This is a genomic window from Nocardioides anomalus (assembly GCF_011046535.1).
Classification (GTDB): Bacteria; Actinomycetota; Actinomycetes; order Propionibacteriales; family Nocardioidaceae; genus Nocardioides; species Nocardioides anomalus.
In genome coordinates this window covers 4,098,789-4,112,359 of sequence record NZ_CP049257.1, presented here as the reverse complement: position 1 = coordinate 4,112,359, position 13,571 = coordinate 4,098,789, and the positions used below count along the sequence as shown (strand labels likewise).

Below are 13,571 nucleotides of genomic sequence, written 5' to 3'. Positions count from 1 at the left end.
GGCGAACGCCGGACTGTTGGCGAATTGTGGAAAATCGTCGACGGGATCGAAGTTGAGTGGAATGCACTCAACTTTCCCTTCGTTGGACACAATGAGCGCTCGAGCGGGCGCTCCCGAGACCCACACCGCAGGAGAACCACCACATGAGCCAGTTCGGCGCCGAGAAGTTCACGACCCGCAGCCGCGAGGCGATCGAGGCCGCGCAGCTCGCCGCGACGACGGCGGGCAACACCACGACCGAGCCGATCCACCTGCTGGTCACGCTGCTGCGCGACCAGGAGGGCACGGCGGGCACGCTGGTCGGCAAGGCCGGCGTGGACGCGCGCACCCTGCTGGCCCAGGCCGAGACGGTGATGACCGCGCTGCCGCGCGCCACCGGCACGACCGTCCAGCAGCCCGGCGCCTCCGCGCCGCTGACCCGCGTGCTGGCCGCCGCCCTCGACCTGGCCCAGTCGATGAAGGACGACTACGTCGCCTCCGAGCACCTGCTCATCGCGCTGGCCGGCGTGGAGAGCTCGGCCAAGAAGGTGCTCACCGACGCGGGCCTGAGCGAGAAGGGGCTGCGCGAGCAGCTCACCGCGGTCCGCGGCAACCGCCGGGTGACCAGCCAGGACGCCGAGTCGACGTACGAGGCGCTGGAAAAGTACAGCGTCGACCTCACTCGTGCCGCGGAGGAGGGCAAGCTCGACCCGGTCATCGGGCGCGACTCCGAGATCCGCCGCGTCATCCAGGTGCTGTCGCGGCGCACCAAGAACAACCCCGTGCTCATCGGCGAGCCCGGCGTCGGCAAGACCGCCGTCGTCGAGGGCCTGGCCCAGCGCGTGGTCGCGGGCGACGTCCCCGACTCCCTCAAGGGCCGCCGGGTGCTGAGCCTGGACCTGGCCGCGATGGTGGCCGGCGCGAAGTACCGCGGTGAGTTCGAGGAGCGGCTCAAGGCCGTGCTCGAGGAGATCAAGGACTCCGGCGGGCAGGTCATCACCTTCATCGACGAGCTCCACACCGTGGTCGGCGCGGGCGCCGGCGGCGACTCCGCGATGGACGCCGGCAACATGCTCAAGCCCATGCTGGCCCGCGGCGAGCTGCACATGATCGGCGCGACGACCCTCGACGAGTACCGCGAGCGCATCGAGAAGGACCCCGCGCTGGAGCGCCGCTTCCAGCAGGTCTTCGTCGGCGAGCCCAGCGTCGAGGACACCATCCAGATCCTGCGCGGCATCCAGGAGAAGTACGAGGCGCACCACGGCGTGCGCATCACCGACGCCGCCCTGGTCGCGGCCGCGACGCTCTCCGACCGCTACATCACCGGTCGTCAGCTGCCCGACAAGGCCATCGACCTCGTCGACGAGGCGGCCTCGCGGCTACGCATGGAGATCGAGTCCTCGCCCGAGGAGATCGACCAGCTCCGCCGCCAGGTCGACCGGCTCAAGATGGAGGAGTTCGCGCTCGAGAAGGAGCACGACGACGCCTCGCGCGAGCGGCTCGAGGCGCTGCGCCAGGACCTCGCCGACAAGGAGGAGGAGCTCCGCGCGCTCGAGGCCCGCTGGGAGAAGGAGAAGTCCTCCCTCGAGGACGAGGGTGAGCTGCGCCGCCGCCTCGACGCGGTGAAGATCCAGGCCGACAAGCTGATGCGCGAGGGCAGGCTCGACGAGGCCAGCGAGCTCCTCTACGGCAAGATCCCCGAGCTCGAGAAGTCCCTGCGCGACGCGGCCGAGGCCGAGGTGTCCGCCGTCGAGCCGCTGGTCGGCGAGGAGGTCGGCGCCGAGCAGGTCGCCGACGTCGTCGAGGCCTGGACCGGCATCCCGACCGGTCGGCTGCTCGAGGGGGAGACGGCCAAGCTGCTGAGGATGGAGGACGTGATCGGCCAGCGGCTGATCGGCCAGCACGAGGCGGTCCGCGCGGTCTCCGACGCGGTGCGGCGCTCGCGGGCCGGCATCGCCGACCCCAACCGGCCGACCGGGTCGTTCCTGTTCCTCGGCCCCACCGGCACGGGCAAGACCGAGCTGGCCAAGTCGCTGGCGGACTTCCTGTTCGACGACGAGCGGGCGATCATCCGCATCGACATGAGCGAGTACTCCGAGAAGCACTCGGTGGCCCGCCTGGTCGGCGCCCCTCCCGGCTACGTCGGGTACGACGAGGGCGGCCAGCTCACCGAGGCCGTGCGCCGGCGTCCCTACAGCGTGGTGCTGCTCGACGAGGTGGAGAAGGCGCACCCGGAGGTCTTCGACATCCTGCTCCAGGTGCTCGACGACGGCCGCCTGACCGACGGCCAGGGCCGCACGGTCGACTTCCGCAACACGCTCCTGGTGCTGACCAGCAACCTCGGCTCGGCGTACCTCGTCGACCCGACGCTGGACCCGGAGAAGAAGAAGGAGTCGGTGCTGGCCGCCGTGCGCGGCTCCTTCAAGCCGGAGTTCCTCAACCGGCTCGACGAGATCGTCATCTTCGAGGCGCTCACCCCGGGCGAGCTGACCCACATCGTGGACCTGCAGCTGGCCCTGCTCGAGAAGCGGCTGGCCGCGCGCCGGATCACCATCACCGTCAGCGACGACGCCCGGCGGTGGCTGGCCGAGACCGGCTACGACCCGGCGTACGGCGCCCGCCCGCTGCGCCGGCTCATCCAGCAGGCCATCGGCGACCCGCTCTCGCGGATGCTCATCGGTGGCGAGGTCACCGACGGCGGCGCGGTCGCGGTGGACCGGGCCGTGGACGGCGACGGGCTGGTCCTGACCGCCGCCTGACCGCCGCCTGACCGCGGCAACCGGCGACCGGGACAATGGCTGCGTGAGCGACAGCAAGCCGACCCGTCCGCCACAGGTCACCCTCGCCGGGTGGCTGGTGGTGGGCGGGTCGGTGCTCGTCGTGCTCCTGGCCTTCTCGCGGGTGCAGCAGGTTGGGTCGATGGAGACCCAGGACACCCTGCGCGACGCGCTCTCCCGCTGGCCCGGCGACCAGCTCGGCCTCACCGTCTCCGGCGCCCAGCGGCTGCTCCAGATCACGCTGATGATCGCCGCCGCCACCGCCGCGACCACCGCGATCCTCGGCTGGCAGGCGCTGCAGCGCTCCAAGCCGGCGCGCCTGGCCCTCAGCGCCCTGGCCGTGCCGCTCTTCGTCACCGGGGTCTACGGCGGGGGCTTCGCGCCCGGCGTCGTCAGCGCGGCCATCCTGATGCTGTGGTTCCAGCCGGCCCGCGACTGGTTCGACGGCCGCAGCCGCCCGGCGCCGCCCGCCGCCGCGACCCGCACCCAGGCTCCGGCCCCCCGCGCGCTGGTGCCTCCGGGCGGCCGCGACCCGCTGCTCGACCTGCCGCCGCCGACCGCGGCGCCGCTGCACCCGGTCACCCCGGCCGCCGCGGCCCCGGTCGTGCGTCCGCCCGCGGTGGCCTGGGCCTGCGGCATCACCTGGGGCTGCTCGGTCGTGGTCGCGCTGCTCTTCGGCTCCGCCCTCCTGCAGCTGCTCCTCACGCCCGACACGTGGCTCGACGAGGTGCGCCGGCAGAACCCGGAGCTGGACTACAGCGACGCCGACCTCACCCGGCTCCTGGTCGTGGTCTTCGTCGTGTTCGTGGTGTGGGCGCTGGTCGCGGCCGGGCTCGGTCTGCTGGTGTGGCGCCGCAAGGCCTGGGCCGCGGTGCTGCTCGGAGTCTCGGCCGGACTGGCCTGCCTGACCCTGTTCCCGGCCATCGCCTGCATCGCCACCGGCATCCTGCTGATGCGCCCGGAGTCGCGGGCCTGGCTGACCGCGGTCAGGCGCTGAGGTCAGCCTTGCCCAACCGGGCCACGCCCTCGTCGAGCACGCCGCGCGCCTTGCAGAACGCGAACCGCACCAGGTCGCGCCCGCCGGCGCCGTCGGCCTGGTCGTCGTAGAACACCTGGCTCGGGATCGCCACCACCCCCGCCCGCTCCGGCAGCGCCCGGCAGAACGCCATCCCGTCGGCCCAGCCCAGCTCGCGCACCGAGGCGGTGGCGAAGTAGGTCCCCTGCGGCACGTACGCCGCCAGCCCGGCCGCGTGGAGCCCGTCCAGCAGCAGGTCGCGCCGCTCGCGCAGGCTCGCGCACAGCCGGGCCGGGAAGTCCGGCTCCTCGTCCAGGGCCACGGCCACCGCCGGCTGCAGCGGCGAGCCGGAGGTGAAGGTGAGCCACTGCTTGGCCGCGAGCACCGCGGCGACCAGCTCGGCCGGTCCGGTGGCCCAGCCGACCTTCCAGCCGGTGAACGAGTAGGACTTGCCGGCGCTGGACAGCGTCAGGGTCCGCTCCGCCATCCCCGGCAGGGTCGCGATCGGCACGTGCTCGACGTCGTAGGTCAGGTGCTCGTAGACCTCGTCGGTGATGACGACCAGGTCGTGCTCGACGGCGAGGTCGGCGACCGCCTGCAGCTCGGTCCGCGTCAGGACCGTGCCGGTCGGGTTGTGCGGGGTGTTGAGCAGCACGAACCGGGTCCGCGGCGTCACCGCCGCGCGCAGCTCGTCCACGTCGAGGCGGAAGTCCGGTGCCCGCAGGGTGACCGGGCGGCGCACGCCCCCGGCCATCTGGATCATCGCCACGTAGGAGTCGTAGTAGGGCTCGAGGACCACGACCTCGTCGCCCGGGTCGACCAGCCCGAGCAGGGCGGACGCCACCGCCTCGGTGCAGCCGGTGGTGACCACGACCTGGCGGTCCGGGTCCACCTCGATGCCGTAGTGCCGCTGCTGGTGGCGGGCCACCGCGTGCCGCAGGGCGGGGACGCCCGGGCCGGGGGCGTACTGGTTGGCACCGTGCTCGAGGGCCCGCACCGCCTCGGCGATCACCGCCGGCGGGCCGTCCTCGTCGGGGAACCCCTGGCCGAGGTTGACCGAGCCGGTCCGCACCGCCAGCGCGGACATCTCGCTGAAGATCGTGGGGGCGATGCCCTGGAGCCGGGTGGCCAGCCGCGGAGAGCTCACCCGCCTGACGCTAGCGTGCTGCCGTGACCGCCGACCCCACCCTGGCCGCAGAGATCGACGCCGCGTGCCGCCTGACCGGCACCTTCACGCTCCGTTCGGGGCAGGTGTCGCACGAGTACTTCGACAAGTACCTCTTCGAGACCTCGCCGGTCCTGCTCGGCAAGGTCGCCGACGCGATGGTCGACCTGGTGCCCGAGGGCACCGAGCTGCTCGGCGGGCTGGAGATGGGCGGGATCCCGATCGTCACCGCGCTGAGCGCGCGGACCGGGCTGCCGGCGCTGTTCGTGCGCAAGAACGCCAAGGAGTACGGCACGGCCAAGCTGGCCGAAGGCCCCGACGTGGCCGGCCGTCGGGTGACGCTCATCGAGGACGTGATCACCACCGGCGGGGCGGTTCGCGACGCGACCAACGCGCTGCGCGCGGCCGGCGCCGTGGTCGAGGTCGTGGTCTGCGCGATCGACCGCAGTCCGGGCGAGGACAACCCGCTGGCCGACGTGCGCCTCGAGGTGCGCCCGGTCCTCACCAAGGCCGAGCTGGACGCCGCCCGCGCCGTGGCCGAGGGCGCCACCGGGGTCTAGGGCGTGTCGATCAGGTCAGCGCGGCGCCAGCGCCGCCCAGGCGGCACGCTGACGACCCCGACAGCCGACTCGACGGGCCTGGCCGCCAGCCTTCGCGTCTGCGGCGCCGTCATCGCACCACCTGGACGACGCTGGCATCCACGCTGACCTCATCCACACACCCAGCTCAGGCGTCGGCGACGGACGGGTTGGCGTCCTTGTCGTCGTCCTCGTCGTGGTCACCGCGGTGCTTGATCCACTCCCAGGCGATCGGGACGACGGTGAAGGCCAGGATCGCGACGGTGACGTAGTCGATGTTCTCGCCCAACCAGGGGAAGGCCGCGCCGAGGAAGTAGCCGAGCAGGGTGATCGAGACGACCCACAGCACGGCGCCGACGGCGCTCCACGCGAAGAACCGGCGCCGGTCCATCTGGGTGATGCCGGCGACCAGGGTGATGTAGGTCCGCACGAACGGCACGAAGCGGCCCAGGACCAACGCCTTGTTGCCGTGGCGGTCGAAGAACGCGCTGGTGTTGTCGAGGTACTTGCGCTTGATGATCTTGCCGTCGCGCTCGTAGAGCGGCGGCCCTACCCGCCTGCCGATCTCGTAGCCGGCGACGTTCCCGGCGAACGCCGCGACGGTCAGCAGGACCACCGCGATCACGAGCTCGACCGGCTCGTTGCTGATCCCGATGACCGAGTAGCCGGTCGCGTTGCTGCCCGCGATGAACAGCCCGAGCGCGAAGAGCAGGGTGTCGCCGGGCAGGAACGGGAAGAACAGCCCGCACTCGACGAAGACGATCAGGACGGCGATCCAGATGAACGCCGAGCCGTACTCGTGCTGCAGCCACTCGGGGTCGAGCCACTTGATGCCGAGGATCAACGGTTGCACGACCGAGCCCAGGTCCGGGAGCACCGTCACGGCACCACGCTACCTTCCGCACCCGGCGGCCGACTGTGCGGTACCCGTGACACGCCCTAGCCTGCCCCGGGTGGACGAGCGTGCGCCGTACGACCCGATGCCGCACGGCCCGGCCGAGGTCGGCGTCGGGCCGTGGGTGGGGCCGTGGCCGACCGGCGAGCAGTACGACGCGCGGCTGCTCGCCGAGGGCGACCGGCGCAACGTCGTGGACCGCTACCGCTACTGGAGCCTCGAGGCGATCGTGGCCGACCTGGACACCCGCCGCCACGACTTCCACGTGGCCATCGAGAACTGGCAGCACGACTTCAACATCGGCACCGTCGTCCGCACCGCCAACGCCTTCCTCGCCGCCAGGGTCCACATCGTCGGCAACCGCCGCTGGAACCGCCGCGGCGCCATGGTGACCGACCGCTACCAGCACCTGCGCCACCACCCGGACGTGCCCACGCTGGCCGGCCACCTGCGCGAGCAGGGCGTCGCCCTGTGGGGCGTCGACAACCTCCCCGGCTCGCTGCCCCTGGAGACCACCGACGTGCCGCGGCGGGTCTGCTTCCTGTTCGGCCAGGAGGGCCCGGGCCTCTCCGCCGCGGCCCGCGAGGCCTGCGACGCGACGTTCTCGATCGCGCAGTTCGGCTCCACCCGCTCCATCAACGCCTCGGCCGCCGCCGCCATCGCCATGCACGCCTGGGTGCGCACCCACGCCGACCTGTCCGGCGACGGCGCCTGGCGGGGCTGAGCCCCGGCCGGGCCCAGGCCGGGCCCAGGACGGGCCCAGGCCGGGCTCAGGTCCGGGCCAGCACCCGCTGCAGCGCGGCCAGCCCGCGCGAGGTGTGGCTCTTGACCGTGCCCTCCCCGATGCCGAGCTCGACCGCGGTCTCCGCGACCGACAGCCCGAGCCAGTGCCGCAGCAGCACGGACTTGCGCTGCATGTGCGGCAGCGCCTGGAGCGCGGTGAAGAGCTCGTCGCGCTCGCCCACGTCCAGCCCGGCCGGCGCCGTCGCCTCGACCGGCGCACCGGGCTGCTCGCGCCGCCACGGCCGGCGGCTCTCGTCGATGCCGGCGCGCACGATGATCCGGCGCGCGTAGGCCTCCTCCCGTCCGTCGCGCCGGACCCGCGGCCACGCGACGTACAGCTTGACCAGCGCGGTCTGCACCAGGTCGTCGGCCCGGTGCCAGTCGCCGCAGCAGCCGTAGGCGATCCGGCGCAGGTGGGTCCGACGGGCGTGCACGAACGCCGAGAACTCCGCGTCGCGCCCGGCGTCCCTCACAGCAGCCCCGAGCCGCCGGCGTACTGCTCGCGGGCGAAGGCGAGGAACGCGTCGAGGTCGGGCAGGTCCGGGGTGGCCGCGACCTCGATGTACTGCGCGTCCCGCTCGGGCGCGCCGGCGGGCCGGCGGGCCAGGACGTAGAACACCGCGCCGCTGCGCACCCGCACCTGCGCCGCCGCCGTGTCGTCGGCCGCGGAGGCGAAGTCGGGGCCGACGTCCACGCCCTCGCGGTGGTCGAGGACGACCACGCCCGCCCGGGGCACGAGCAGCTCGCCGTCGGGCGAGGCGAAGCCGACCAGGTCGCTCGGCGTGCCCGGGACGTCCTGGGTCACGACGCCGGGGTCCTGCTCCTCCAGCCACTGCGCGAGCGGCTGTCCGGTGCTCGAGGCGGGCGCGGCGGCCATGCTCGTCCCGCCGCCGCCCCAGGTCAGCATCCAGTAGTAGTGGCTGCCCCGGAAGGCCAGCTCGAGCCCGACCGAGCCCTGTCCGCGCGGCAGGTCGTAGGGGTCGTCGACGCGCTGCAGCGCGGTCGTGCCGGGGTGCAGCACGACCTGTCGGGCCTGCTCGTCGTAGGTCGCCAGGTCGAAGCGGGGCGGCAGGTCGGCCCGGCCGTCCGGCGCCGGCACGGTCGGTGGGGCCGCCGTGGGGAGGGCGGTGGGCACGGTGTCGCCGGCCGTTGGCTCGGTCGCGAACGGGGCCGGGCCGGCCCGGTCCGGCGTGCCGCCGGAGGCCAACGAGGCGCCCCCGACGACCACGACGACGGCCGCGACCGCACCGCCGACCACGCCGGCCCGTCGCCGCCGGACCGCGCGGCGCCCCTCCCGGACCAGCCCCGGCAGGGGGTCCGGGTCCTCCGGCACCGGTCCGAGGCTGGCGTCGAGCCGGGCGGCGAGATCGGTGTCCACGCCTGGAGTACGGAACGAGCGGCCGGTCGGTTGTCAGGCCGCGGCGGTGATCTCGGACAGCAGCGCACGGTGGGTGAGCTCGGCGACGACCTCGCGGGCAGGGAGGTCGACCAGCATGTAGAGCTGGCCGACGAGGCCGTCGGGCTCGAAGGTGACGTCCTGGCGGACCGTGCAGCGGCCGGGTCCGCCCGGCTCGACGGTGGTCTCGAGCGTGACCCGGCCGGGGGAGCGGACGTCGGCGACCAGCTCGAGGGCGCGCCGGTGGGCGCGGGTGACGCGCCAGAAGCCGGCGGTGTCGCCCTCGCGGAGCTCCTCGTGCTCGGGCACCGGCCAGCGGCGGCCGGCACCGCCCACGACGCGGTCGATGGCGCCGCGGACGACGAAGGGCGGCGCGTCGACGTACCAGTGCGGGCCGCGGCCCGCGCGCGCCACGACCGACCACACCTCGTCGGCGTCCCGCTCCAGCGTCGTCGCCCGGCTGGATCGGTGGATCTTCACGGCTCGGTCCACGCACCGAGCCTAGGCAGGTGCGCACTAGGGTCTTGCCATGCCGATCGCCACGCACGAGAAGTACGCCGAGATGCTGGACGCCGCGCAGAAGGGCAACTACGCCTTCCCGGCCATCAACGTCTCCTCCTCGCAGACCCTCAACGCCGCCCTCCAGGGCTTCGCGGAGGCCGGCTCGGACGGGATCGTGCAGGTCTCGACCGGCGGCGCGGAGTACCTCTCCGGCCCGACGGTGAAGAACATGGTCGCGGGCTCGCTGGCCTTCGCGGCGTACGCCCACGAGGTGGCCAAGAACTACCCCGTCAACATCGCGCTGCACACCGACCACTGCCCCAAGGACAAGCTGGACGGCTTCGTGCGCCCGCTGCTCGACGTCTCGATCGAGCGGGTGGCGCGGGGCGAGCAGCCGCTGTTCCAGTCCCACATGTGGGACGGCTCGGCCGTGCCGCTGGAGGAGAACCTCCAGATCGCCGAGGAGCTGCTGGAGAAGTGCAAGCAGGCCAACATCGTCCTGGAGATCGAGGTCGGCGTGGTCGGCGGCGAGGAGGACGGCGTCGAGGGCGCCATCGACGACAAGCTCTACAGCACGCCCGAGGACGCCATCGCCACCGTCAAGGCGCTCGGCACCGGCGAGAAGGGCCGCTACCTGACCGCGCTCACCTTCGGCAACGTGCACGGCGTCTACAAGCCCGGCAACGTCAAGCTGCGCCCGGAGATCCTCAAGAACGCCCAGGACGCGGTCATCAAGGAGCTGGGCCTGCCCGAGGGCTCGCGCCCGTTCGACCTGGTCTTCCACGGCGGCTCCGGCTCGACCGCGGAGGAGATCAGCGCGGCGGTCGACTTCGGTGTGGTCAAGATGAACGTCGACACCGACACCCAGTACGCCTTCACCCGGCCGGTCGCGGCCCACATGTTCAGCAACTACGACGGCGTGCTGAAGGTGGACGGCGAGGTCGGCAACAAGAAGGTCTACGACCCCCGCGCCTGGGGCAAGGCGGCCGAGGCCGGCATGGCCGCGCGCGTCGTCGAGGCCTGCCAGCACCTGCGTTCCGCCGGTCACGCGCTCGGCTGACCGACCCCTCCCGGAGCAGGCTGACACCGTGTCGCGTTAATACCCGTGGGGGTATGTCTAGAACTGTGCCTGAGCAGTTCTCGCAAAAGCCTGCGCGATGGTCTGGACGGGTGTCAGCATCCTCCCGTGGAGGCCCTCCGCCGCCACACCATCTCGGGGGCCGCTGCCGCATGCGTTCTCGGTGCGACCGTGTGGCTCGGGTTGGTGCCGGCGACACAACCAGCGGCGGCCACGGACGCGACGTTCGTGGCCTCCGACGCGTGCCCGGTCTCCTGGCCCGCGCTGCACGCGGGCGCGCCCGAGGCCGCCGACGGCGCGGCCTCGGTGCTGGTCGGCGGGGACCTGGTCGCGACCGGCTCAGCCGACGGAGCCGAGGGCGTGGTGGTCGTGCGGGGCAACGCGACCTTCGCCCTGGACGCGCCGGGCGGCTACCGGGTCGGCACCACCGGCACCGGCAGCCAGGTCACGCCGTACGCCGGGAGCGACGTGCTCACGGTCGGCGCCTCGCTGGCCGTCGCCGGGGGCACCACGCTCGACGTGGGTGCCGGGCTCGGCGCTGACGGCGGCGACGTGGTCGTGGGCGAGCAGGTCGCCCGCGACAGCGCCACCGACCTGCACGGCGGCCGCGTCTACGTCGGCTTCCCCGACGCGGTCGACCCCTACCGCCCGCTGCTGGCCGACCTGGCCGCGCGGTCCACGGCCTACGCCTCGACGCCGGACACCGGGCAGGCCGAGGTCACCGACACCGCGATCACCCTCACCGGCGACGGGACCTCCGACCCGCAGGTCTTCACCGTGGACGGCGCGAGCCTCGGCCCGGTGCAGGGCGCCGGCCGCTCGCTGCAGCTGCTCGGCGTCCCCGCCGGGGCGAGCGTGGTCGTCAACCTGGCCGGCCCGGAGGTCGCCCTCACGGTGGACAGCCTCCTGGCCGCCGACGGGACGCCGATCGACCCGACCAGCGGCTCGGCGTTCCCCGACCTGGCCACCCACCTGCTGTGGAACGCCCCCGGCGCAGGCACCGTCGACCTCAGCGGCCAGGCGCCGCTGCCCGGCTCGCTGCTCGTGCCGGCCGCCGACGGCACCACGACCATCGCCGGCGGCGGGACCAACGGCCGCGTCCTGGTCGGCGGCGACCTGGTCCACACCGGACCCGGCGCGATGCACAGCTACCCCTTCCCCGCGGACGGGCTGCGCTGCGGCCCGGCGCTGGAGCACCGGAGCTCGCTCAGCCTCGACGTCGAGCTCCAGGACCCCGACGGGGTGGTCGACCCCGACCGGTTCTTCCAGGGCACGCTGACCTGCGACCTGGACGGTCGCGACGTCACCCCCGGCGACGGCACCTGGCGCCAGCGCGCCGGCAAGGACGCGCGGCTCGTGGCCGGCGACCTCCCGGTCGGCGCGCTCTGCACGGTGACCGAGCAGCTCCAGGTCGGGCCGGGCAAGGGCTACGAGTGGGCCGACCCGGCCCCCGAGCCGGCCAAGGTCCGCATCGCCAAGCGCGACCCCAAGACCGTGGTGGTCAGCAACCGGGTCAAGGCGCTGCCCGCCCCGCCGTCGCCGCCGGTCACGCTGACCGCCGACCCGACGCCGGAGCCGGTCGTGCTGACCAACGAGCCGACCCCGACGCCCACCTCGCAGCCGACGGACACGCCGGACCCGACCCTGTCGGTCGGGCCGACCACGCTGCCCGAGCCGACCAACCGGCCGACGCCGTCCGGCACCCCGACGGTCTCCACGGCGCCGGAGCCCACGCCGTCGGACCTGCCGACCGCGGACGCCTCGGTGCCCGGCTCGGACGCCCCGCGCGCGGAGCGGCCGTCGGCGCCGCTCACCTCCGCGCCGTTCACGCTGCGCGGCTCCTTCGTCTGGGCGCCGCTGCTCCTGCTCAGTGTGCTGACGCTGCTGCTGAAGACCCGGCGTCGCCCGAAGCGGCTGCACTAGCCGCCGAGCCGGCCGTCGGGGCGCCGGCGTACCCGGCGTGCTTCGGCCGCTCGAAGGCCAGCGAGGCCACCAGGCCGAGCACCAGCACCGCCGCCGGCAGCAGCATCGAGGTGGCCATCGCGTCGCTGAAGCCGTCCACGAACCGGCCCGGCAGGCTGCCCCCGGCCTCGGCGCTGCCGGTGAACGCCGGGAGGCCCTCGGCCGCCAGGCGGGCGTCGATGAGCACCGCGATCGCGGCCGAGCCGAGCACCGCACCGACCTGACGCGTCGCGTTGTAGACGCCGGAGCCGGCGCCGGCCTGGTGCAGCGGCAGGTTGCGGGTGGCGGTGGCCGAGTTGGGCGCCCAGATGCAGGCGTTGCCGATGCCCAGCAGGACCATCGGGGGCACCAGGGCCCAGATGGTGACGTCCGGCGTCATCTCGGCGGCCAGCCACAGCAGGGACACGATGGTGCCGGTGAAGCCGACGCCGGTGATGAGCCGCGGGTGGATCCGGTCGGTCAGGCCGCCGACGGGCCGGGCCAGCAGGATGGTCATGACCGCCATGGGCACCAGCAGCAGCGCGGAGCGGGTGGGGCTGAGCCCCCGCACGACCTGGGCCCACAGCATGATCGGGATGGCCATCGCGGTGATGGAGAAGCCCATGACCGAGATGGCCAGGCTGGCCAGGGAGAAGTTGCGGTCTCGGAACAGCCCGAGCGGGACCAGCGGCTCGCGGGTGTTGCGGGCCTGCCAGGCCACGAACAACCCGAACACGACCAGCCCGGCGGCGATCATCGCCCAGATCGAGGCGGACCAGTCGTACTGGTGGCCCTCCTGGATCCCGAAGACCAGCAGGAACATGCCGGTGCCGCTCAGCGTCACCCCGAGCCAGTCGAAGGCGTGGCTGCGGGTCTCGAGGGTCGGCACCAGCCGGGCCGCGAGGAACAGGCCCAGGACGCCGACCGGGACGTTGATGAAGAAGATCCACTCCCAGCCCAGCGCGTCGACCAGGACGCCGCCGAGGATCGGGCCGACGAGCGTGGCCACGCCCGCGGTCGCGCCCCACAGCGCCATGGCCTGGCCCCGGCGGGCGGCCGGGAAGATCCGGGTGATGATCGCCATGGTCTGCGGCGTGATCATCGAGGCGCCCAGACCCTGGGCCACGCGGGCCACGATGAGCATCTCCACCGAGCGGGTCAGCCCGCACCACAGGCTGGCGAGCGTGAAGAGCGCCAGCCCCGCCACGTAGAGCCGCTTGGGGCCGAACCGGTCACCGAGCCGGCCGGTGATCAGCACGGGCACGGCGTAGGCCAGCAGGTAGGCGCTGGTCACCCAGACCACGTCGTTCACGTCGGCCTGGAGGTCGCCGATGATCGCGGGCGTCGCGACCGACACGATCGTGGAGTCGACCAGGATCATGAAGAAGCCCAGGCACAGGGCGAACAGCGCCGGCCAGGGGTCCTTCTCCTCGGCCGCGGCGGGAGCAGTCTGGGAGGTCACG

General features: G+C 73.4%; 12 protein-coding genes. 6 read left to right on the top strand and 6 right to left on the bottom strand.

Features of this window, described 5'->3' with window-relative positions; all coding sequences use genetic code 11:
- Nucleotides 1-143 precede the first annotated feature (143 nt).
- Nucleotides 144-2,738, top strand: a complete 2,595-nt coding sequence (gene clpB, locus G5V58_RS20505) for an ATP-dependent chaperone ClpB (protein WP_165236785.1) — start codon at nt 144-146, stop codon at nt 2,736-2,738.
- A gap of 43 nt (nt 2,739-2,781) precedes the next feature.
- Nucleotides 2,782-3,753, top strand: a complete 972-nt coding sequence (locus G5V58_RS20500; RefSeq protein WP_165236783.1) for a hypothetical protein — start codon at nt 2,782-2,784, stop codon at nt 3,751-3,753.
- Here the strand turns inward: G5V58_RS20500 and G5V58_RS20495 are convergent.
- Nucleotides 3,743-4,858 (bottom strand): pyridoxal phosphate-dependent aminotransferase, encoded by a 1,116-nt coding sequence (locus G5V58_RS20495; RefSeq protein ID WP_230487387.1) that lies wholly within the window; start codon nt 4,856-4,858, stop codon nt 3,743-3,745. The genes G5V58_RS20500 and G5V58_RS20495 overlap by 11 nt on opposite strands.
- Before the next feature lie 83 nt (nt 4,859-4,941).
- Between G5V58_RS20495 and pyrE the strand changes: the two genes are divergently transcribed.
- On the top strand, nt 4,942-5,496 hold the full coding sequence (pyrE, locus tag G5V58_RS20490) for an orotate phosphoribosyltransferase (protein WP_165236779.1): 555 nt from the start codon (nt 4,942-4,944) through the stop codon (nt 5,494-5,496).
- A 166-nt stretch (nt 5,497-5,662) separates the two neighbouring features.
- Here the strand turns inward: pyrE and G5V58_RS20485 are convergent, their stop codons facing one another.
- Entirely contained in the window at nt 5,663-6,397 is a 735-nt protein-coding gene (locus G5V58_RS20485; RefSeq protein WP_230486798.1) for a DedA family protein, read from the bottom strand.
- A gap of 97 nt (nt 6,398-6,494) precedes the next feature.
- On the opposite strand from G5V58_RS20485, the gene G5V58_RS20480 reads away from it, so the two are divergent.
- The gene (locus G5V58_RS20480) at nt 6,495-7,133 is read left to right on the top strand and encodes an RNA methyltransferase (RefSeq protein ID WP_165239394.1); all 639 of its coding nucleotides are present in this window, start codon (nt 6,495-6,497) and stop codon (nt 7,131-7,133) included.
- Between the two features lie 46 nt (nt 7,134-7,179).
- Here G5V58_RS20480 and G5V58_RS20475 read toward each other — a convergent pair whose 3' ends face one another.
- The 3 genes from G5V58_RS20475 to G5V58_RS20465 are packed head-to-tail and all read right to left on the bottom strand — an operon-like array spanning nt 7,180 to nt 9,080.
- Complete coding sequence (locus tag G5V58_RS20475; RefSeq protein ID WP_165236777.1) at nt 7,180-7,665, bottom strand: SigE family RNA polymerase sigma factor; 486 nt, start codon at nt 7,663-7,665, stop codon at nt 7,180-7,182.
- Entirely contained in the window at nt 7,662-8,570 is a 909-nt protein-coding gene (locus G5V58_RS20470; RefSeq protein WP_165236775.1) for a hypothetical protein, read from the bottom strand. The genes G5V58_RS20475 and G5V58_RS20470 overlap by 4 nt, the downstream gene beginning before the upstream one ends.
- A gap of 33 nt (nt 8,571-8,603) precedes the next feature.
- Nucleotides 8,604-9,080: a DUF2867 domain-containing protein gene (locus G5V58_RS20465; protein WP_165236773.1), complete on the bottom strand. Its 477-nt coding sequence runs from the start codon at nt 9,078-9,080 to the stop codon at nt 8,604-8,606.
- A gap of 37 nt (nt 9,081-9,117) precedes the next feature.
- Here G5V58_RS20465 and fbaA point away from each other — a divergent pair, with 37 nt between their 5' ends.
- Together fbaA and G5V58_RS20455 are read left to right on the top strand one after the other, a co-directional pair.
- Nucleotides 9,118-10,149, top strand: coding sequence for a class II fructose-bisphosphate aldolase (fbaA, locus tag G5V58_RS20460; protein ID WP_165236771.1), 1,032 nt, complete (start codon nt 9,118-9,120; stop codon nt 10,147-10,149).
- 246 nt (nt 10,150-10,395) lie between these two features.
- The gene (locus G5V58_RS20455; RefSeq protein ID WP_165236769.1) at nt 10,396-12,090 is read left to right on the top strand and encodes a choice-of-anchor A family protein; all 1,695 of its coding nucleotides are present in this window, start codon (nt 10,396-10,398) and stop codon (nt 12,088-12,090) included.
- Here G5V58_RS20455 and G5V58_RS20450 read toward each other — a convergent pair.
- A complete protein-coding gene (locus G5V58_RS20450) occupies nt 12,035-13,570 on the bottom strand; it encodes a DHA2 family efflux MFS transporter permease subunit (protein ID WP_329957536.1) in 1,536 nt (511 codons plus the stop codon). The two genes, G5V58_RS20455 and G5V58_RS20450, sit on opposite strands and share 56 nt — an antisense overlap.
- Nucleotide 13,571 lies beyond the last annotated feature (1 nt).